At 62.0% G+C, this 19,954-nt stretch carries 22 protein-coding genes; 7 read left to right on the forward strand and 15 right to left on the reverse strand.

Annotated features, from left to right (window positions below; genetic code table 11):
* Positions 1–41: 41 nt before the first annotated feature.
* The 8 genes from A7J50_RS10225 to A7J50_RS10260 are packed head-to-tail and all read right to left on the reverse strand — an operon-like array spanning position 42 to position 6,195.
* Positions 42–995 carry a metal ABC transporter substrate-binding protein gene (locus A7J50_RS10225; RefSeq protein ID WP_064451680.1) on the reverse strand — a complete coding sequence of 318 codons (954 nt, stop codon included), beginning with the start codon at positions 993–995 and terminating at the stop codon, positions 42–44.
* Complete coding sequence (locus A7J50_RS10230) at positions 995–1,894, reverse strand: metal ABC transporter permease (protein ID WP_064451681.1); 900 nt, start codon at positions 1,892–1,894, stop codon at positions 995–997. Before A7J50_RS10230 ends, A7J50_RS10225 begins: the two co-directional genes overlap by 1 nt.
* Entirely contained in the window at positions 1,891–2,637 is a 747-nt protein-coding gene (locus A7J50_RS10235) for a metal ABC transporter ATP-binding protein (RefSeq protein WP_064451682.1), read from the reverse strand. The genes A7J50_RS10230 and A7J50_RS10235 overlap by 4 nt, the downstream gene beginning before the upstream one ends.
* Positions 2,634–3,554 (reverse strand): metal ABC transporter substrate-binding protein, encoded by a 921-nt coding sequence (locus A7J50_RS10240; RefSeq protein WP_053255310.1) that lies wholly within the window; start codon positions 3,552–3,554, stop codon positions 2,634–2,636. The genes A7J50_RS10235 and A7J50_RS10240 overlap by 4 nt, the downstream gene beginning before the upstream one ends.
* A gap of 19 nt (positions 3,555–3,573) precedes the next feature.
* Entirely contained in the window at positions 3,574–4,134 is a 561-nt protein-coding gene (locus tag A7J50_RS10245; RefSeq protein ID WP_064451683.1) for a DUF6162 family protein, read from the reverse strand.
* Positions 4,131–4,460: a hypothetical protein gene (locus A7J50_RS10250; protein WP_064451684.1), complete on the reverse strand. Its 330-nt coding sequence runs from the start codon at positions 4,458–4,460 to the stop codon at positions 4,131–4,133. Before A7J50_RS10250 ends, A7J50_RS10245 begins: the two co-directional genes overlap by 4 nt.
* Positions 4,457–4,996 (reverse strand): hypothetical protein, encoded by a 540-nt coding sequence (locus tag A7J50_RS10255; protein ID WP_064451685.1) that lies wholly within the window; start codon positions 4,994–4,996, stop codon positions 4,457–4,459. The genes A7J50_RS10250 and A7J50_RS10255 overlap by 4 nt, the downstream gene beginning before the upstream one ends.
* Positions 4,993–6,195, reverse strand: a complete 1,203-nt coding sequence (locus A7J50_RS10260) for a PepSY-associated TM helix domain-containing protein (RefSeq protein WP_064454895.1) — start codon at positions 6,193–6,195, stop codon at positions 4,993–4,995. Before A7J50_RS10260 ends, A7J50_RS10255 begins: the two co-directional genes overlap by 4 nt.
* A gap of 290 nt (positions 6,196–6,485) precedes the next feature.
* Between A7J50_RS10260 and leuC the strand changes: the two genes are divergently transcribed.
* From leuC to A7J50_RS10275, 3 genes are all read left to right on the forward strand, one after another.
* Positions 6,486–7,904, forward strand: coding sequence for a 3-isopropylmalate dehydratase large subunit (gene leuC, locus A7J50_RS10265; protein ID WP_064451686.1), 1,419 nt, complete (start codon positions 6,486–6,488; stop codon positions 7,902–7,904).
* The gene (gene leuD, locus A7J50_RS10270; RefSeq protein ID WP_064451687.1) at positions 7,901–8,515 is read left to right on the forward strand and encodes a 3-isopropylmalate dehydratase small subunit; all 615 of its coding nucleotides are present in this window, start codon (positions 7,901–7,903) and stop codon (positions 8,513–8,515) included. Before leuC ends, leuD begins: the two co-directional genes overlap by 4 nt.
* A 73-nt stretch (positions 8,516–8,588) precedes the next feature.
* On the forward strand, positions 8,589–9,830 hold the full coding sequence (locus A7J50_RS10275; RefSeq protein WP_064451688.1) for an MFS transporter: 1,242 nt from the start codon (positions 8,589–8,591) through the stop codon (positions 9,828–9,830).
* On the opposite strand, the gene A7J50_RS10280 is transcribed toward A7J50_RS10275, so the two are convergent.
* The 4 genes from A7J50_RS10280 to A7J50_RS10295 all read right to left on the reverse strand — a co-directional run bounded on the left by A7J50_RS10280 (position 9,811) and on the right by A7J50_RS10295 (position 13,788).
* On the reverse strand, positions 9,811–10,725 hold the full coding sequence (locus A7J50_RS10280) for a LysR substrate-binding domain-containing protein (RefSeq protein WP_064451689.1): 915 nt from the start codon (positions 10,723–10,725) through the stop codon (positions 9,811–9,813). The two genes, A7J50_RS10275 and A7J50_RS10280, sit on opposite strands and share 20 nt — an antisense overlap.
* Positions 10,726–10,804: 79 nt before the next feature.
* Positions 10,805–12,106, reverse strand: coding sequence for a dicarboxylate/amino acid:cation symporter (locus tag A7J50_RS10285; protein WP_064451690.1), 1,302 nt, complete (start codon positions 12,104–12,106; stop codon positions 10,805–10,807).
* 97 nt (positions 12,107–12,203) lie between these two features.
* The gene (locus tag A7J50_RS10290) at positions 12,204–13,079 is read right to left on the reverse strand and encodes an alpha/beta fold hydrolase (RefSeq protein ID WP_064451691.1); all 876 of its coding nucleotides are present in this window, start codon (positions 13,077–13,079) and stop codon (positions 12,204–12,206) included.
* A gap of 250 nt (positions 13,080–13,329) precedes the next feature.
* On the reverse strand, positions 13,330–13,788 hold the full coding sequence (locus A7J50_RS10295) for a VOC family protein (protein ID WP_064451692.1): 459 nt from the start codon (positions 13,786–13,788) through the stop codon (positions 13,330–13,332).
* Between the two features lie 279 nt (positions 13,789–14,067).
* Here A7J50_RS10295 and A7J50_RS10300 point away from each other — a divergent pair, with 279 nt between their 5' ends.
* The 3 genes from A7J50_RS10300 to A7J50_RS10310 are packed head-to-tail and all read left to right on the forward strand — an operon-like array spanning position 14,068 to position 16,705.
* Positions 14,068–15,237, forward strand: coding sequence for an SfnB family sulfur acquisition oxidoreductase (locus A7J50_RS10300; protein WP_237140915.1), 1,170 nt, complete (start codon positions 14,068–14,070; stop codon positions 15,235–15,237).
* A gap of 3 nt (positions 15,238–15,240) precedes the next feature.
* Positions 15,241–15,906, forward strand: a complete 666-nt coding sequence (locus A7J50_RS10305; RefSeq protein WP_064451693.1) for a methionine ABC transporter permease — start codon at positions 15,241–15,243, stop codon at positions 15,904–15,906.
* Positions 15,907–15,934: 28 nt separating this feature from the next.
* Positions 15,935–16,705, forward strand: a complete 771-nt coding sequence (locus tag A7J50_RS10310; RefSeq protein WP_064451694.1) for a MetQ/NlpA family ABC transporter substrate-binding protein — start codon at positions 15,935–15,937, stop codon at positions 16,703–16,705.
* 32 nt (positions 16,706–16,737) lie between these two features.
* Here A7J50_RS10310 and soxR read toward each other — a convergent pair whose 3' ends face one another.
* Positions 16,738–17,187: a redox-sensitive transcriptional activator SoxR gene (soxR, locus tag A7J50_RS10315; protein ID WP_064451695.1), complete on the reverse strand. Its 450-nt coding sequence runs from the start codon at positions 17,185–17,187 to the stop codon at positions 16,738–16,740.
* A gap of 100 nt (positions 17,188–17,287) precedes the next feature.
* Between soxR and A7J50_RS10320 the strand changes: the two genes are divergently transcribed.
* A complete protein-coding gene (locus A7J50_RS10320) occupies positions 17,288–17,653 on the forward strand; it encodes an antibiotic biosynthesis monooxygenase (protein WP_064451696.1) in 366 nt (121 codons plus the stop codon).
* Here A7J50_RS10320 and A7J50_RS10325 read toward each other — a convergent pair.
* Complete coding sequence (locus A7J50_RS10325; RefSeq protein WP_064451697.1) at positions 17,642–18,745, reverse strand: sigma-54 interaction domain-containing protein; 1,104 nt, start codon at positions 18,743–18,745, stop codon at positions 17,642–17,644. The genes A7J50_RS10320 and A7J50_RS10325 overlap by 12 nt on opposite strands.
* An 11-nt stretch (positions 18,746–18,756) precedes the next feature.
* A complete protein-coding gene (locus A7J50_RS10330) occupies positions 18,757–19,944 on the reverse strand; it encodes an acyl-CoA dehydrogenase family protein (protein ID WP_064451698.1) in 1,188 nt (395 codons plus the stop codon).
* Positions 19,945–19,954 lie beyond the last annotated feature (10 nt).

Consider the following 19,954-nt stretch of genomic DNA (forward strand, 5'->3'; position numbering starts at 1 on the left):
CCCCCACACTTGAATCGATCTCGACTTGAAGAGTCGCTCGCCTATGGCATCAGGGTTTTAATGACCTGATCCACATTGGTTTCCAGCTCTGCCACCGGGTCCGCTCCGTCGACATTCAATACCAACAGTTGCGCACCCCCTGCCGCCACCGCCGCTTTAATCGCTTCACTTGGCTGACGATGATGCAGCACCACCGCCACGTCGCTGTCCTTCAAGCGGGCACTTAACGCCTGCAACGCTTGTGGCGTCCAGTCCGCATCCGGCCGTGCATCGGTACCGGCCACTTCCAGGTTCAGGCTGCTGACCAGATACGCGAAGTGATCGCTCAGGCTGACCACGCTCAGGTTGTCCGCCTTGGCCAGCCGCGCTTCGCTGTCGGCGCTGAGCTTGAGCAGGCGTTGCTTGAGGGCCGCCAGGTTGGCGTCGATCTTCGGTTTGGCGTTGGGCGCCAGGCGGCCAAGGTCGGCGGCCATCACATCGGCCATGCGCCCCATATTGTTGCCCGACTGCCAGGGCTGGCTGTTCAAGCCATCGGCACTGCCCGGTTGCACGGCGATGCCTGGCAAGCCGCCGTCCACCGGGCGCGCGGCGTCGACTTCGACGATACGGATATTGCTGCGCCGCGCCACCGGGTACAGCGGGTCGTCCGCCCACAGCGAGCGCAGGCCGATGGCGGCGTCGGCATCCTGCGCCAGGGTATTCAGCGCTGGGGCGCCACGGCCCGTGAAGTAGGACACCTGGCGCGAGCCGGGCAGGTTGGCCGGCGCAGCACGCTCAAGCTGCACGTCGGTGCCCTTGAGCAGCACCTCGGCCAGCCCGTAGGTGATGGGCAACGACGCCAGGACCTTGACCGTTTTTTTGGTTTGGGTCAGGGCGGCATGGCCGAGGCCTTGGTTGACTTTGAACTCCTTGGGGTCGAGGCCGTCAACGGCCAGCGCCGAGGTGCTGAGCAAACAAGCGATGGCCAGGGCCAGTGGGCGAAAGACAGGGCGCATTATCCAAGATTCCCTTTGAGGCTGGGCACAGTGCCGCGCGCGATGGCGGCGAAAGCGAAGGCGATACCGGCCACCAGAATGATCGCGGCGCCGGAGGGGATGGGCAGGTCGAAGATGATCGGCAACAGGATGCCGCACAGCGTGCTGACCGTGGCAATCATCACGGATACCCAGAAAAACCCCTTGAGCGACTGGCTCAGCAGGCGCGCCGCAGCGGCCGGAATCACCAGCAGCGCGCCCACCAGGATGGCGCCGATCACCTTGACGGCCGCCACAGTAATCAGCGTCACCAGGATCACGAACAGGTAGTCCAACGTCTTCACGGCCACACCGCGCACCGCTGCCAGCTGCGGGTTGAAGCTGGCCAGCATGATGCGGTTGTACAGTGGCAGCGCCAGGGCCATCACCAGCGAACCGACAATTGCGAGTACCAGCAAGTCATTGCCGTTAACCGTCAACACCGAGCCAAACAGCACGTTTTCCAGGATATGCACGTTGATCTTGCCTGCCAGGATCAACAGCAGGCTCGCGCCCAACGCCAGCGACACCGACAGGAACACGCCGATCAAGGTGTCTGGCGCCAACCCTGTGCGGTTGCGCAGGTAATTGAGCAGAATGCCAAACAGCAGGCAGTAGCCGAACAGTGCGCCATAGGGCCCGGTGTAGGGTTCGCCGAGCAGAATGCCCACGGCCACGCCGGTCAGTGCAGCATGCCCGACAGCCTCGGAGAAAAACGCAAAGCGCTTGACCACTACCAGCGTCCCCAGGCCGCCAAGTACCGGGCCGATCAGCAAACCGGCGAGCAAGGCATTGACCACAAACCCATAGGCCAGCGCCTCCGGCAGGTACCCGGACGAGGCCCAGCCCTGGACCATCAAACGAAACGCTTCATAACTCATGGCGCCGAGCTCCGAGGGTGGGTGGAGAACAGGGTCAGCAGGCGGTCCGGGGTCAATGCCTCTTTGGGCGTGGCGTCGAACAGCACGCGGCGGTTCAGGCCGGTGACGCGGTCGGCGAGACGGCCGACGGCTTCCAGGTCGTGTTCGATCCACAGCACGGTGATCCCGGCCAGCCGCCAGTCATGCAGCAGTCGCTCGAATACCTGGATGCCCGCTTCATCAAGGGCCGACATCGGCTCATCCAGCACCAGCAGGTGTGGCGCCGGGATCAGGCCCTGGGCCAGCAAGACACGCTGACGCTCACCGCCGGACAACGCGCCCATGCGGCGTTTGCGTTTGTCCTGCATGCCCACCCGTTCCAGCGCCTCGCCAATCGCGGCGGCGTAGTGTTTGGACAGGCCCAGAAACGCCGGGCGCCGTTGACACATGGCGGCCATGAAATCGTCCACCGTCATCGGCAAGCCGCGGTCGAATTCCAGCGCCTGGGGCACGTAACCGATGGTGCCGGGCGTATTTGGCCACTGCAGGCGCAATTGACCGTGGTGCGGCGTTTGCCCCAGCAGGGTCTTGATCAGCGAACTTTTGCCGCCGCCGTTCGGGCCGACCAACGCATGGATGCTGCCCGGTTCTACCTGGAAACTGACAGCGTCAAGAATCACCGTGCGGCCCAGGGTCAACGACACCTTGTCGAAGTCGAGGGTTGGGCCGATGCTGGCCACTTTGAGTTGTTCCGCGGCTGTCATGCCCCCGACTCCTGAATCGCCCGCACCACGGTGTTGAGGTTGCCGGTCATTTCCACTTCGTACTTTTCAGGGGTGTATTCGCCGTAGGAGATATGCGACAGCGGGTACAGCTTGACCCCGGATTCACGCTGGATGGTCTCGACGTAGGTGGACGGGAAATCCATCTCCGAGAAGATCACCTTCACATCCAGGGCGCGCAGTTCGTCGATGGTTTTTTTCAACTGGCTGGGACTTGGCTCGATGCCGTGGGCGGGCTCGACCACGGCGGTGACTTCCAGGCCGAACTCGCGCAGCAGGTAGTCGTAGGCGGCGTGCACGGTGGCCACGCGCAGGTCGGGGTTGGGTGCGCTGGTCAGCTTGGCCAGGGCGTCGGCGCGCATCTGGCGCAGGCGTTTGCCGTAGGCACGGGCGTTCTGGGTGTAGGCCTTGGCATTGTCCGGGTCAAGCTTGCCCAACTCGCGGGCGATGTTGTTGACCTGGGCAATCGACGCGCTGATCGACAGGAAGGTGTGCGGGTTGACCACCTTGCCCGCGCCACGCGCGGCATTGCCCGTGGCGGCGAGCAACGGCACGTTGGCGTTGGCCTCGATCACCGGGATGTCCGGGCGCTCACTGGTGGCGATCATACGGTCGGCGAAATCGTCATGGCCGACGCCGTTGAGCACGATCACGTCGAGGGTGCCGATGCGCTTGATGTCTTCGGCGCGGGGCTCATAGGCGTGCGGGTTGAAGCCGGCCGGAATCAGCGGGACCACGTCGGCCTTGTCGCCGACAATGTTAGCCACGTAGCTGTAGTAAGGGTGCAGGGTGATGCCGATACGCAGGCGTTTGGCCGCCTCGGCATTTGCCAAGGGCGCCAGCATCAGGCTGAACAGGCTAACCAGCAACAGGCGCAACAAGGGAGATGAAATAGACATGGGCACTTGGTCTTCTCGTTCAGTGACGGTGCTGGCGCGTAACGCCGGCATCGAATTGCGCGACCACCTGCTGCCAGCCGGCAGCGATCAGCGCCTGGTCAGTGAGGTCGGAAGGGGCGGCGAGGTGGGGTTGGCGGTTGAGCCAGATATCCGGTTCGGCACCGTGCACGCGCATCAGCAGCGAGCCGCTGGTGCTCGGCGTCTGGCTCAAGCCCAAATAGGCAGCAGGCGCCAGCAACGCCCAGCGGTGGTCGCCACGGCTGACCGAACTGGCGTCCTGGGCAAACGGTGCGAAACCTTCTTCGGCCAGTTGCGCAGGCGTCGGCAGGGCGCTTTGCTCCTGTTGCAGCAGCTGGATTTCATCCAGGGTCACCCGCAGGTCGGCATAGATGCCTTGTTCGGATGCGCTGAGGTCGCGACGGGCGTCCAACTGGTGGCTGGGCAGCGCCGCGACTTCCTGAGTTTCACCGTGCAGGGCCACCACCGAACCGGCCACCGCGAGGATGATCAGGCACAGCAGGAGCACGTAGAGGGTTTCGTGGCCGGCACCGGCGGGGCGTACAACCTGTGTCGTGCTCATTGAGGCTGGATATCCGCTTGGTCGATTTCAACGACGTGGCCGGGGCCCGCGTCAAACAGCACATAGAACTCGGCCGCGGGCTTCTTGAAAGTCAGGGTTGAGTCCTGGCCGAGTTTGCCGGGCAGCAGGATGGTTTCGTCGTAGCCGATGACGTCCAGGGTCACGCCCGGGGCGCCGCTGCCGTCGGAGAAACCGCCGGTGCACTGGATCTGCTCGCCGGGTATTTCCTTGCATTCGCACATCGGGTTGTGCGCCAGGGCGGTGGTACTGAAACCTGCGCAAAGTAACAGCGCCGCAGCGGTGCGGGTCAGACGCTTGAACGTCATGGTTTAACTCCTTGCTTGTTCAGCCAGGCAATGGTGGCAGGCGAGGCCTGGCTCAGCGGGATGGAACCCTGGTGCATCGTGCCGTCCCAGCCTTCCATGGTGACCCACAGTTCGGCGTCGACCGGCGTGCGTTCAGGCACTGGTAATGCGGCGCCCATGCGGTAGGGCGTACCGAAGAAGATCACCCCGGCGGCGCGCAAGCTGCGCGGTTTGCCGATACGCAGGTAGGTGGCCTTGACCTGCTCGGCGCAGGTGTCACACAGGGCGGCGTTGAAGAATTTCATCGGGCCGGCCGGGTCCGGGCTCGGGCCTTCGTTGCGGAATTCGGCGAGTTTCAGGCTCCAGGGGCCGACCTGCACGTCGCCGACGACCCGCTCGCCAATGCCGGTATCCCCGCGAAACAACGCGGCGTCGGCGAAGTATTTGGGCATGAACCCCAGGGGCACCAGCAACAGCAGGATGTTGATATGGAACCGCCATTTCAGCCAAAAAGCGCGCAGCGGCGAAGGCGGCGTAGCGCGAGCGACCTTGCTCATGAGTTGGCCTCCGAGGTTTCAGCCTGCATGGCGAGGGCGGCGGCCGGCGCACGTTGCGTCTTGGCTTCGCGCTTGAGCGCATTGAGGGTGGCCAGGGCGGTGCGCTTGGTCCAGATCAGCAGGCCGCTCAACACCATCATGCTCAGCACCAGGCCGAAGAATGCCCAGATCAGCTTGATCCACAGCCCACCAAAGTCGCCGGTGTGCAGCGGGCGCATGGACTCGGTGACGAACTCCAGCGTCGAGCGGTCGGACAGCAAGTGCGACACCGCGATTTCGCCGCTGTACGGGTTGAGTTGGGCCGTCTGGAACATCAGCGGGTACCAGCCGCGCCCGCCGATTTGCAGGTGGCTATAGGCGTTGAGCGGCAGGAACACGAATGTGGCATCCAGCCCGGGAATGCGTTGGGTGGCAATGCCGATGGCGTCGTCCAGTGGGATCATCGGTGCCGGCACGCCGGGCGCGGACAACGGCACCTTTTCACGGGCGATCACCGGGACGATCGGTTCGCTGGAGATGGAAATCTGGTTGTCCCCCAGAATCGCCTGGATCAGAAACCAGGTGCCGGTGATGGAAATCACCGCGATAAACCAGATTGACCAGATCCCGCTCAGGCGGTGGAAGTCCCCCCAGAAGATTCGCGCGCCGTGGCGGATACGCAGGGTCGGTCGCAGAAAACCCTTCCAGAAACGCTTGTAGACCACCAGCCCGGTCACCAGTGACGCCAGCAACGGCAGGCCGAGCGCCGAGACCAGGTACCAGCCCCAACTGAAGCCATTGGTGAACGGCACCAGCCACCAGCCGTGCAGGGCGCGGGTAAATTGCTTGAAGTTGAAGGCTGGGCTGATGCCCTGGATCGCTCCGGTGTAGGGGTTGACGTAGACCTCAACGGAGCGCCCATCCGGGTAGCTGAGGTCGACACTGAGGGCGAAGTGCGTTTCGTCCGGGCGGATGATCGACTGCACGATCACCTGGGGCTCTTCGCGTTTGATCGCGGCGATCACCTGGTCAAAGCTCAGCATCCGGGCGTCATCCGACGGCTTGCTTGCGCGGATATCCGGGTTGGCCAGCCACACGATTTCCTGGCTGACCACCGCCAGGGTGCCGGTGACGCAGACGATCAGTACAAAAAACCAGATCGGCAACGCCAGCCAGCTGTGCACAAGAAACCAAAGCTTTGAACGTGACTTCTTTGACAGGTGAACGTTTGACATGTGAATACGGGTCTTGAGCGGAGGAGGGCGATGGAGGCCCGGAAAAGGCCGGTCGTAGCTTTTGCTGACGCGACGGGCTGTATCTAAGTTAAGACGGATGAGGATGAGAAATCCCCAGGCCGCATATGAAAGAAAATGTTTCAGGTTCACATTCGCAGTGCTTTCAGGCGTTGATCGAACACGAAACATGTTCCAAGCCATCACCCAGGTGCCATTGATGGGGCCGGGGGGCTGCGTAGGATGGGGGCATACCGTTGAGTGAGCCCGAAGAAAAAATGACTGCCAGAACCCTCTACGACAAACACATCGATTCCCATACGGTGTGCCCCCTGGACGATCAGGGCCATGTCCTTCTGTACATCGACCGCCAGGTGATCAACGAATACACCAGCCCCCAGGCATTCAGCGGCTTGCGCGAGGCCGGGCGTAAGGTTTGGCGCCCCGGCACGGCGCTGGCAGTGGTTGACCATGTAAACCCCACCACGCCCACGCGTATTGCGGCGATGCCCGATGCGGGCGGCGCGCGGCAGGTGTCGTACCTGGCGGAAAACTGCCGGGACTTCGGCATCGAGCTGCTGGATATCCTCGACAAGCGCCAGGGCATCGAACACGTGATCGCGCCGGAGCAGGGCTTTATCCTGCCGGGCATGGTGATCGCCGCCGGTGATAGCCACACCACCACCTATGGCGCATTGGGCGCTTTCGGTTTTGGTATCGGCACTTCGGAAATCGAGCACCTGCTGGCCTCGCAGACCCTGGTTTACAAACGCCTGAAAAGCATGCGCGTGACCGTTGACGGCGAACTGGCGCGCGGCCTCACCTCCAAGGACGTGATCATGGCGCTGATCGGCAAGATTGGCGCGTCCGGCGCCACCGGCTATGCCATCGAGTTTCGCGGCTCCACCATTGATGCACTGAGCGTCGAAGCACGCATGACTATCTGCAACATGGCCGTGGAAGCCGGTGCGCGCGGCGCATTCATGGCACCGGACGAAAAAGTCTTCGCCTACCTCAAGGGCAAACCCCGCGCGCCCAAGGGCGAGGTGTGGGAGCAGGCATTGGTGAGTTGGCGCCAACTGTATTCGGACGCCGATGCGGTGTTCGACCAAGAAGTACACCTGGATGCCAGCACCCTGGAACCCATGGTCACCTGGGGCACCAGCCCCGACCAGGCCGCGCCCATCGGCGCCCGCGTGCCCGACCCGCAAGACGTGAGCGACCTGATCCTGCGCCAGGACATGCGCCGCGCGCTTAATTACATGGGCCTGGAAGCCGGGATGCCGCTGAGCGATATCGTGATCAGCCATGCGTTTATCGGCTCCTGCACCAATGCCCGCATCGAAGACCTGCGCGACGCCGCCAGTGTCGTGCGCGGTAAACACGTGGCCGACCACGTACGGGCGATGATCGTCCCCGGCTCCACCGAAGTGCGCGACCAGGCCGAAGCCGAAGGGCTGGCGGCGATCTTTATCGACGCTGGTTTCGAATGGCGCCAGTCAGGCTGCTCGATGTGCCTGGCGATGAACGACGATGTGCTGGCCCCCGGCGACCGCTGCGCTTCCAGCACCAACCGCAACTTCGAAGGCCGCCAGGGCGCCGGCGCCCGCACTCACCTGATGAGCCCGGCCATGGTCGCCGCTGCCGCCATCACCGGCCGCCTCACCGATATTCGTCACTTTGGAGACCGCGCATGAGCCTGCAACCGTTCACCCTGGTTACCGGCAAGGCCGCGCCGATGCTTGCGGCGAATATCGACACCGATGTGATCATGCCCAAGCAGTTTCTCAAGGGTATCGACCGCAGCGGCCTCGACCGTGGGTTGTTCTTCGACCTGCGCTTCCTCGCGTCAGGCGAGCCCAACCCGGCATTCGTGCTCAACCAGCCGGCCTGGCAGGGCGCGCGCTTTATGGTGGTCGGGCCGAACTTCGGCTGTGGCTCCAGCCGTGAGCATGCGGTGTGGGGCTTGAAGCAAATGGGTATTCGCGCGCTGATCGGCAGCCGCTTTGCCGGCATCTTCTATGACAACTGCCAGCGTAACGGCGTGTTGTTGATCACCCTGGACGAGGCGGTGCTGCAGGCGCTCGGGCAGACTGTAAGCCAGCCTGAACAGGCGCAGATCAGTGTGGATCTGCAGGCGCAGCAGATTCGTTTGGCGGACGGCGAGGTGATCCCCTTCCAGATCGACACCTTGCGCAAGACCGCGTTGCTGCTCGGCCTGGATGCGATTGGCAGCACCTTGCAGCGCAGTGAACAGATCCAGGCGTTCGAGCGCAGGCACCTGGCGGCCAACCCCTGGCTCGGTTGACACACCGGGCGCCGTAGACTTAAGTGGGACCGACAAGGAAGTCGGCTCATTATAAGAAAAGGAAGTGTCTGACATGGACGTGCTGAACGTTGATCCTGAATCAACGCGGTCGACCCGCAATGCACGCTTGATCATCTTCGCCCGCGGGGTGTCGGATTTCGGCGCGTTCCTCAACATGGTGGCGTTGTCCACTTACGTCTACTGGCTCAGCCAAAGCGTGGTGTTTGTCAGTGTTTTCCTGGCGTGCCGCGTCACCGGTGGGATTATTGCGAGCCTGTTCGGTATTCCTTTTTTCAGGCGCTTTGCCGGGCGTGGCACGTTGGCCGGGCTGGACCTTGCCCGAGCATTACTGCTGATGCCGCTGCTGGTGTTGATACCGGCGCATCAGCTCAGCGTGCTGCCCTTCATCGCGTTTGGCATCGGCTTGTGCAATTCGTTGTTTGCGATTGGCCTGAACAGCCAGTTACCGACATGGGTGGCGCTTGAGCAGCGGGTGAGCACCAATGCGTGGATCACGTCGGCGGCGGCGACCGGCGCGGTGTTCGGCAGTTTGCTGTCGGGGTTGCTGATTGCCACGGGAGGCTTCGAGGCGGTGTTTGCCGTGAATATCGGCACCTATATCCTGGCGGCCTGCCTGATCTTGCCATTGCGTGTGTTGTACACAGTGGCCGTCGCCGCGCATCGCGGGCTTTCGGCTGAGTGGCGCGAGCTGACCCAAGGGCTGCGTGGGGCGCCGGTGCTGGCGGCGATGTTGTTGATCAGCATGCTCGACACCCTTGGCAGCGCGGCGCATAACGTCGGCTGGCCGGTGCTGTCGCAGTACATTTCGCCCGATACGGCAAAAACCGTGATGGGGTACCTGCTGGCGGTTTGGGCCTGTGGCAAGTTCGTGGGCGCGCGGCTGGCCAGTGCAGTGTTGAAAACGCGAGGTACCCAAGGCATGGAGCGCCTGTTTATGGCCGGTGTGGCGCTGATGTCCAGCGGCTTTATCCTGACCTTCCAACAAAGCGAACTGTGGCTGGCACTCGTGTGGGTGGTGTGGGCGGGGTTGGGCGATGGGGTCTCCGAGGTGGCCTTGGTTTCCCGCGCGCAGAGTGAACCGGATAGCCTGCGCCTGCCGCTGTTCAGTTTATTGACCCTGATCCAGATGGCCGGCTTTGGCGTAGGCATGCTCGTGGTCGGGCCGTTCTACCTGACATGGGCACCGTCCCAAGTGATCGTGTTGTTCCACGGGCTGCCGTTGACCGCCCTGGTGGTCATGGGCTTATGGCTGGGTTACAGCGCCAATCGGGGCGTCAGATCGACAACCCCTTGAAGTGCTCCTGCAAAAATTCCACACACGCTCTTAATTTTCCGGAGTACGCCAACCGCGTCGGGTACACCGCCCACACGTTGGCACTCTGGGTGTAGTCGTGAAGCACCTGCACCAGCTTGCCTTGTTCGAGCAGCGGCTTCACATCCCACATCGAGCGCAGCAACACCCCGCGTCCGTCCAGGGCCCACTGCAACACGATCTCGCCATTGTTGGAGGACAGCGGCCCGCGTACGCGAACACTTTGCGCGCTGCCATCACGCTCCAGGTTCCAGATGCCAAAGGCGTTGTCACGCTCCTTGAGCACCAGGCAGTCGTGCTGCTCCAGGTCACTCAACTGTTGCGGCGTGCCCCGGCGCTTCAGGTACGCCGGCGCCGCGCACAGCACTCGGCGGTTGCTCACCAAGCGTCGGCCGATGTGTTGACCGGGAATGTCATCGCCCACACGAATCTCCAGGTCGAAGCCTTCGCTGACGATGTCCACCACGCGGTCGAACAGGTCCAGGCGGATTTCCAGGTCCGGGTATTGTTCGGCCAGCAACGACAGGGCCGGCGCCACATGGTTGCGGCCAAAGCCGAAGCTGCTGCACAAATGCAGATGCCCACGGGGGCTGTCGTGGGCGTCGCAGAGTTCATCGGAAAGTTGCTGGAAATCTTCGAGGATGCGCACGGCCCAGCGCTGCACCCGTTCACCGTCTTCGGTCAGGGCGATGCGCCGGCTGGTGCGGTGCAGCAGGCGAGTGGCCAGGGTAGTTTCGAGGATCTGGATGCGCTTGCTGACATACGCAGGCGACAGGCCCAACTCATCGGCGGCGGCAGCGAAACCCGCCTTGCGAATCACGGTCAGGAACACCCGCAGGTCTTCGGGTAGGGGCACGTTATCTTTCTTGTTAGTCATCAGAAAACAAGCGTGGCGGCATGAGCCGCCAGCATAGCACCGGATGGGCGCACCTTCCGGCACGCCTGGGCGTGAATGCTTATTCGGCAGCGATCTTCGCTTGCGCGGCACGCGCATGCCGGCCATGTTTGAGGGCAATCGGCGCCATCTTGTCGCGATCCAACTCACCTTCCCAGGCGGCCACCACCAGCGTGGCGACGGCGTTGCCGATGATATTGGTCAGCGAGCGGCATTCAGCCATGAAGCGGTCGACGCCAAGGATCAGCACCATTGCCGCCACGGGGACAGTCGGCACCACCGCCAGGCTCGCAGCCAATGCCACAAAGCCTGCACCGACCACCGCACCGGCGCCTTTGGAGGTGAGCATGGCCACGGCCAGCAACGTCAGTTGTTGCTCCAGCGGCAGGTCGATATTGGTGGCCTGGGCCAGGAACAACACCGCCAACGTCATATAGATGTTGGTGCCGTCCAGGTTGAAGGTGTAGCCGGTCGGCACCACGATGCCCACCACGCCTTTGGACGCGCCGAGGCTTTCGAGTTTCTGGATCAGTTGCGGCAGCGCCGACTCCGACGAACTGGTGCCCAGCACGATCAGCAGTTCCGACTTGATGTAAGCCATCAACTTGAAAATGCTGAAGCCGGCGTAACGGGCGATGCTACCCAGTACCACCGCGACAAAAAACAACGCGGTGATATAGAAGGTGCCGACCAGTTTCAGCAGCGGTAGCAATGAGCCCACGCCGTACTTGCCGATGGTGAAAGCAATCGCGCCGAAGGCGCCGATAGGCGCTACACGGCTGATCATCGCCACGATGCGGAAAAATACCTCGCTGGCCTGGTTGATGACGCTCACCAGCGGCCGCGCTTTCTCACCGACCATCACCAGGCCGAGGCCGAACAGCACGGAAATAAACAGCACCGGTAGAATTTCACCTTTGGCGAAGGCATCGAAAAAGGTCGCTGGGATGACATTCAGCAGAAACCCGGTCACGCCTTCACTGTGCTGCGCCTGGCCGACAAAGCCGGCGATGGCCGAACTGTCGAGGGTCTTCACGTCGATATTGAAACCGACGCCCGGGTGCAGCAGGTGCGCAGCGAGAATGCCGATCAACAGCGCGATGGTCGAGACGATCTCGAAGTACAGCAGCGCCTTGCCACCCACCCGGCCGACCTGTTTCACATCGTGCATGCTGGTGATGCCGGAAACCACGGTGCAGAAGATGATCGGGCCGATGATCATCTTGATCAGCTTGATAAACCCGTCGCCAAGAGGCTTGAGGTCGATACCGATTTGCGGCCATACGTGGCCGATCAACACACCCAGCGCGATAGCGATGAGCACCTGCACGTACAGGGTTCCCAGCAGTTTTCGGATTGTCATTGTTATTATCTCGAGGGGCTTTTTTTGGGCAAAGCGAACCCGTCGCAGACATTTTCAGCCGGCGAGGCGGGTCCGTCAGGTCACGGGGTCATACGGCTCAGCGCAGGAAGGTCAGGACTTCGCCAAGCAACAGTTCAGGGACTTCTTCGGCGATGTAGTGGCCGGCGGGCAGGGCTTTGCCACGGACATCGGTGGCGACTTTCTGCCATTCCTCAAGCGGTTCGAAACAGCGGCCGACAGTGCCTTCGGCGCCCCACATCACCAGCAACGGCAGGTTCAGGTGGTTGCCGGCGTCGATATCCGCCTGGTCGTGCTCAAGGTCGATACCGGCGGCAGCGCGGTAGTCTTCGCAGATACCGCGAGCCGTACCTGGCAGTTGCAGGCAGCGCAGGTATTCGGCGAAGGCTTCATCAGTAAACGGCTTGAGCCCGGCACTGCGGCTGCCCATCACGCTGCGCAGGTACAGCTCGGGGTTGCTCTCGATCAAAGCCTCCGGCAGCGGCGCCGGGCGGATCAGGAAGAACCAGTGCCAGTAGGCGCGGGCGAAAGCTTCGTCGGTCTGGGCGTACATCGCCAGGGTTGGCGCGATATCCAACAGCACCATGCGTTGCACGGCGTTCGGATGGTCCAGCGCCAGGCGATGGGCGACCCGGGCACCACGGTCGTGGGCCAGTACCGAGAACGTGTCAAAGCCCAGGGCCTTCATCAGTTCGACGCCGTCGCGGGCCATTTCCCGTTTCGCGTAGTTACCGTGGTGATCGTTGGCCGGCGGCTTGCTGCTGTCGCCATAGCCGCGCAGGTCGGCTGCCACCACGGTGAAATGCTCGGCCAACTGTTCGGCGACTTTGTGCCAGATGACGTGGGTTTGCGGGTGCCCGTGCAACAGGAGCAGACCGGGACCTGTACCGCCTTTGCGGTAACTGATGTCCACGCCGTTGACGTGGCACTGGTCTTTTTGGAATCCGGCGAACATGGAATGACTCCTTGTGATGATTGCCTGCATCCTGGAATCACGCAGCGTTCGGGGCAAGGGGGAAAGCGTGTAGGGGTTGTTCATGAAGTGTGTAGGAGCCTGCCGGCCGGCCCCGATCGCTCAGGCAATGAGGACCCCTGTGGGTGCTGGCTTGCCTGCGATGGTATCGACGCGATGTACCTGAAACACCGAGCTGTCTGCATCGCAGGCAAGCCAGCGCCCACATTTGATGTGTATTGCAGGCGCGATCTCAGCCTTGCTTGAACATCGCTTCGGCGCGCTGGCGGATCTGTGCTTCGGTCAGGTCTTCCTTGCGTGTGGCCAGGAACCAAAGATGGCCGAATGGATCTTTTACGCTCGCCGACCGGTCGCCGTAGAACTGATCCTTGGGCTCTGATACCACACTGGCGCCTGCCGCAACGGCTTGCTCGAATTGCGCATCCACGTCGTTCACATACAGGTGCAAGCCGACACTGGTGTGTTCGTCCGGATTGCGCAATGCCATTTCAGCGCAGGGCGAGCCCAGCATGATCGCCGAGTCACCGATGCGCAGTTCGGCGTGGCCGACCTTGCCGTCGGGCATGTCCAGGCGCATGACTTGCGTGGCACCAAAGGCTTTCTTGTAGAACTCGATGGCTTCGGCGGCGTTGTCGATGCCCATATAAGGCGTAACGCTGTGATAACCCTCGGGGATAGATTTGGCACTCATGTCGTTCTCCTTGATTGTGGTTATGGAGGTACGGGCTGTTTACTATAGGCCACGTATCGCGCGGCTTGCGGGCAGCCGACGAGGTGTTGGCCAGGCAACAGTGAACAGGCAGATTGCTGCGCCAAAGGCGGTTTTCGATCCCGGTTTGGCGGCCAGGCCGGCTGTTTCGGGGCACGGCACAGAAGCTGCAATAGAGCAGACAAACCATTCGCCCGAGAGCGTTGTATGTCTGTACTGCCTGTATCTGCCGATTACCCCATTCACGCACCCCATGCCTAACTGATCCGCGATGAAGCCCAGGCGATTGCCGTCGCCCATCGCGTCGCCGCCGTGCTGCTGGAGCAGGACGCCGAACGCGACCGCACCCGCCAGGTCCCCGCCGAGGTGGTCGACCTGTATTCCAACAGCGGCCTGTGGGGCATCAGCGTGCCGCGCGAGTTTGGTGGCGCCCAAGTCTCCTATGCGGTGCTGGCCCAGGTGATTGCGATTATCTCGGCGGCCGACCCATCGCTGGGGCAGATCCCGCAGAACCACTACTGCCTGCTGGAGGATATTCGCCTGCAAGGCACGCCCGAGCAGCAGGCGCATTTCTTCGGCCTGGCGCTGCAAGGCCATCGTTTTGCCAATGCGCTGTCGGAAACCGGCGGCAAGCACGTGCAGGACATCCAGGCCACGATTCGACGCGAAGGCGACGGTTATGTGATCAACGGCCGCAAAGGTTACTGCACCGGTTCGCTGTACGCCCACTGGTTGGCGGTGTTGGCGCTGGATGAGCAGCAAAATGCGCAACTGGCCTTCGTCAAGCGTGGCACGAAAGGGCTGGTGGTGGTCGACGACTGGGACAGCATGGGCCAGCGCACCACCAGCAGCGGCAGCGTGCTCGCGGAAAACCTGCGGGTGTCGGCTTTCAATCTGTTTCCTACACATAAATCCTACGATTCCCCGACTCTGGCCGGTCCTTTCGCACAACTGACCACCGCCGCCATCGACGCCGGAATTGCCCGTGCCGCGTTGCGCGACACTGTGCAGTTCGTGCAGCAATTTGCCCGGCCGTGGATCGACGCCGGGGTGCAAAAAGCCAGTGAAGACCCGCTGACCATCATCCAGGTCGGCGCCCTGGATATTCGCCTGGAAGCCGCCGAAGCCCTGTTGCAACGCGCCGGGTTTGCCCTGGACGCCGCCCGCCCGGCACCGAATGCAGACAACGTCGCCCACGCGTCCCTGGCCGTGGCTCGGGCCAAGGTGTTGACGACTGAAATCGCTATAGAAGCCAGCAACAAACTGTTCGAACTTGGCGGTACTCGTTCGACGCTGAAGAAGCACAACTTCGACCGCCACTGGCGCAACGCACGGGTGCACACCCTGCACGACCCGGTGCGCTGGAAATACCACGTGGTGGGCAACTGGTTGCTCAATGGCGCCAAGCCGCCACGTCACGACTGGTCATAACGCATGGCCGAGTTATTTAAAAACATCTATTGGGCTGACATCGGCCAAGCCTGCCTGGAAACCCTGAGCATGCTCGGCGCCGCGCTGGGTTTTACCGTGCTGCTGGGGTTGCCGCTCGGCGTACTGCTGTTTCTCACCGGCAAGCGCCAGTTGCACGAAGCGCTGGTGGTGTATCGGTTGCTGTCAGTGGTGGTCAACGTGCTGCGGTCGCTGCCGTTCATCATCCTGCTGATTGTGTTGATCCCGCTGACCACGTTGCTGGTCGGCACGTCCCTTGGCGTGCCGGGCACCATCCCGCCGCTGGTGGTGGGCTGCACCCCGTTTTTTGCGCGGCTGGTGGAAACCGCGTTGCGCGAGGTGGACCGCGGTGTGGTGGAGGCAACCCAGTCCATGGGCGCCAGTACCTGGCAGGTAGTCCGCCACACGCTGTTGCCGGAGGCTCGCGGCGGGTTGCTGGCGGCGGTGACCGTGACCGCAATTGTGCTGGTGGACTACACCGCCATGGCTGGTGTGATCGGTGGCGGTGGCCTCGGTGACCTGGCGATTCGCTATGGCTATCAGCGTTTCCAGACCGACGTAATGGTGGTCACCGTGGTGCTTTTGCTGGTGCTGGTGCAGGCCTTGCAGATGACGGGTGACCGTTTGGTAGCGCGTTATAGCCGCCGTTAATTCTTATAAAGCTAACCTTGGAGCATGCATGAAAAAGTCCCTGGCCATTTTGGCTGCTGTCCTGTCGTTCAATGCGTTCGCCAACGAGAAATTGGTGGTGGGCGCGACCCCTGTACCTCACGCGGAAATCCTCGAGTTCGTCAAACCGGTATTGGCCAAGGAAGGTGTGGATTTGCAAATCAAAGTCTTCACCGATTTTATCCAGCCCAACCAGCAATTGGCGCTGAAAAACATCGACGCCAACTATTACCAGTACCGCCCGTTTCTGGATGATTACAACAAGACTCGCCACACCGACCTGGTGCCGGTGGTGGGTGTGCATATCGAGCCGTTTGGTGCTTACTCGACGCGGATCAAAAACATTGCTGAGCTCAAGGACGGCGCCACCGTGTCGATCCCCAACGATCCGGTCAACACCGGGCGCGCGCTGGTGCTGCTGGATGAAGCCGGGCTGATCAAACTCAAGGACCCAAGCAACACCTTGAGCACACCGCGCGATATCGCGCAGAACCCCATGCACCTGAAAATCCGCGAGCTGGAAGGCGCCTTGCTCGCGCGCTCGGTGAGCCAGGTGGACCTGGCGTTTGTGTTTGCCAATTACGCGTTGGAAGCGGGGATCGATACCAACAGCGCGTTGATTGTGGAGAAGGGTAAATCGCTGTACGTCGAGTACCTGGTTGCGCGACCGGACAATATCAACGACCCGGGCATTCAGAAGTTGGCCAAGGCGTTGAATTCCGAGGCAGTGCGCCAGTTCATTTTGACGCGCTACAAAGGCCAGATTGCCCCAGGCTTCTGAGCCTGGCAAATCACATTGATCGCATTCCCAAGTCAAGATGCGGTGGTGGGCTCCAGCAAATGGGCACCCGGCCCACGCTCCCCGAGTTGATCATCCTGATTACGCAAGGGGCACGCGTCCAACGACAGGCACCCACACCCAATGCACCCACTGAGTTTGTCGCGCAGCAGCAACAACTTGTTGATGCGATCGTCCAGGTCCTCTCGCCACAGCGCCGACAAACGTTCCCAATCCTGCTTCGTAGGCGTGCGCTCATCCGGCAAGGTCTGCAATGCCTCGCCAATGGTCGCCAGCGCAATCCCCAAACGCTGGGCAATCTTGATCACCACCACCCGCCGCAACACATCCCGTGGGTAGCGCCGCTGGTTGCCCGCATTGCGATTGCTCTTGATCAGGCCCTTGGATTCATAGAAGTGCAGAGCCGTGACCGCTACGCCACTGCGGGCGGCCAGTTGGCCGACGGTGAGTTCTTTAGTGAGCATGAAACACTCCGAATCAATGCTTGACCTTGACTTAACTAGAGGTTTTACCCTGCGTGGCATCGAATCGCAAAATTCTGCTTACAGAGAAAGGGGAGTGTTCATGCAGGTATCAGAGAAGAGTCGCAGCTTCACTCAATTGATCGAGTTTCAGATCGAGCCCCGGCAGCAGTTCGCCCTGGTAGCGGCCTTGTCTACCCAAAGCGAGCGCCTGGCCCAAGGCCACGGCGGCTTTATCAATGCGAGTGTGCAGGTCAGTGAAGACGGGCGGCGGGTGCTCAATTACCTGCAATGGCGCTCCCGCGAGGACGGTGAGGCGGCGTTTGAATGTTTTGAGCACGGCGAGGAAGATTTCTGGACGCTGATTCGCGCCCACCAGGCCACGGCGGTGACCTTTGGTTCGTTCCAGGTGCTGCGCAGCTTTGAGCGCAGTCATGACAACGCGTTGCACTGTCGCCTAAATGGATAAGTGCAGCATCCGCTCGCCTTGCACGTTTTCCCCAGGGCGGCGTTTGTTCACCGCCAACTCGCCGATCTTGATCAGGCGTGTGCGCGTGACGTTGCGGCTCAGGCCCAGCAGGCTGGCGGTGTGCACCTGGTTGTAATGGCTGAAGCGGTAGGCGGCGCGCAATAACGCATCCTCGACCTTTTCATGCAGGGCGCCGGCCTGTTCCTCGAACAGCTTTTGAAAGGCGCGCGCCAGCAACGCTTCTGCGCTGTTATCGCTGCCGTGCTGGCTGTCGTCCTGGCGCTCGATGCGCAGGTTCGACAGGCGCAGATCATCGCGTTCGATCACGCCGTTGCGGCAGATCAGCAGGGTGTGGTGAATCACGTTTTCCAGCTCGCGAATATTGCCCGGCCAGCTGTAGCTTTTGAGCTTGTGTTCGGCCTCGCGGCTGATGGTGATCGGGCCATAGCCCAGGCGCTGGCTGTAGGCTTCGATGAAATGCCGGGTCAGTGGCAGGATGTCGCCGGGGCGCTCGCGCAGCGGGCTGAGCTCGAGGCTGACCACGTCGAGGCGGTAGTAGAGATCTTCGCGAAAGTGCCCGGCATTAATCGCCTTTTCCAGTTGCACGTTGGTCGCTGCCAGCACGCGCACGTCGATGGGAATGCTTTTGCGCGAACCCAGGCGCACCACCTCGCGTTCCTGTAATACGCGCAACAGTTTGACCTGGATCGCCATCGGCAAGTCGCCGATCTCATCCAGGAACAAAGTGCCGCCGTCGGCTTCTTCGAACCAGCCGGCCTTGGCGCTGAGCGCGCCGGTAAAGGCGCCCTTTTCATGGCCGAACAGTTCGGCCTCCACCAGCGATTCGGAAAATGCCCCGCAATTCACCGCCACAAACGGCCGGTTGCGCCGTGCGCTGAGGTTATGAATATGGCGCGCCACCAGCTCTTTACCGGTGCCGGTCTCGCCGATGATCAGCACGCTGGCTTCGCTGGGTGCCACTTGCTGGATGTGATCGAGCAGCGCCTGGGATTTCGGGTCTTCGAAGACCTGGGCCGTGGCGCGAATCGACGTCGCGAGGGCGGGCGAGGGCGGTAAGGTTAAAAGCTGCATGGGCACCTCTCTTAAGAGTAGAACGTTGGAATCGGCAGGGACTGGTTCAGCGCCCAGTCCCCGAGTTCGTGGAGCTTGTAGTCCACCGGGTCGTGCAAAGTTTGTGTGCGCAGATTGCGCCAGTGGCGGTCCAGGCGCAGGGAGGCGTGGGTGGAACGCGCGCCGGTGACTTCAAACAGGCGGCTGCACAACTCCAGGCCTTGGCGGGTGGCGGCGACTTTCGCGGTGGCGATCGCAATGGCCAGTTGGCCGCGTTCGTGTTCACTGAGGTTGGGGCCTTTGGCCCAGGCCTGATCGAGCAGCTCGGCAGCGCGTTCCACCAGCAGGCGCACGCCTTCCAAGGCTACCCAAAACTCGCCGTAATGGTGCAGGACGTAAGGGTCCTGGCGCACGTTGTCGGCCGAGGATTTATGCCATGAACGGGTTTCGGTCAGGGTGTAATGGCGCGCTTCTTCAAATGCGCCCTCGGCAATGCCGAGAAACATATGCGTGAAGGTCAGTTGCGCGATCAGCGGGCGCAGGCAGGCGAAGGGCGTGCTCAGTGGGCCTGGGTCGAGCAGCAATTCCGACTCCTCGACGCGTACCCGTTCGAAGCTGGCGCTGCCGCTGTCGGTCTGACGCTGGCCGATGTTGTTCCAGTCGTTATGTAGGGTGATGCCACTGCGCCCGCTGGGAATGGCGGCAATCAGCAGTTTGCCGCCAGCGCTTTCATCCACGGCTGAGGCAATCAGCATTTCCGAATCGCTGGCACCGGAGCAGAAGCTCTTCTTGCCGGAGAATTCACGCCAGCCGCCAAAATCCTTGACCACCGTGCGCGTGTCCAGCGGGTTGAGGGCGTTGCCCCAGAACCAGTTTTTGCGTGCGGTCTGTTCGAACCAGGGCTGCCATTGGTCCGGACGCGCAAACAGGCGCACGGTGGCGAGCATCAGGTGGTGGAAACCAAAGACGTGCGCGATGGAGCTGTCGACCTTGGCGAACTCGCGAACGATGCCCAGGGTTTCGCTCCAGCGTGCACCGAGGCCACCGTATTGGGTGGGAATGCTCAGGGCCAGCAGGCCGCTTTGACGCAGGGCGTCCCGTTCGGTTTTCGGTGTGCCGCCACGCTCATCGCGCTCGACGGCGGTGAGGGCAAATTCGGCGGCCAGCAGTTTGGCGGTCTGCAACGGCGATGGCAGGACGCTGTGGGGTTTGGCTGTCACACGATGTTCC

The sequence above is a fragment of the Pseudomonas antarctica genome, assembly GCF_001647715.1.
GTDB classification, from domain to species: domain Bacteria; phylum Pseudomonadota; class Gammaproteobacteria; order Pseudomonadales; family Pseudomonadaceae; genus Aquipseudomonas; species Aquipseudomonas antarctica_A.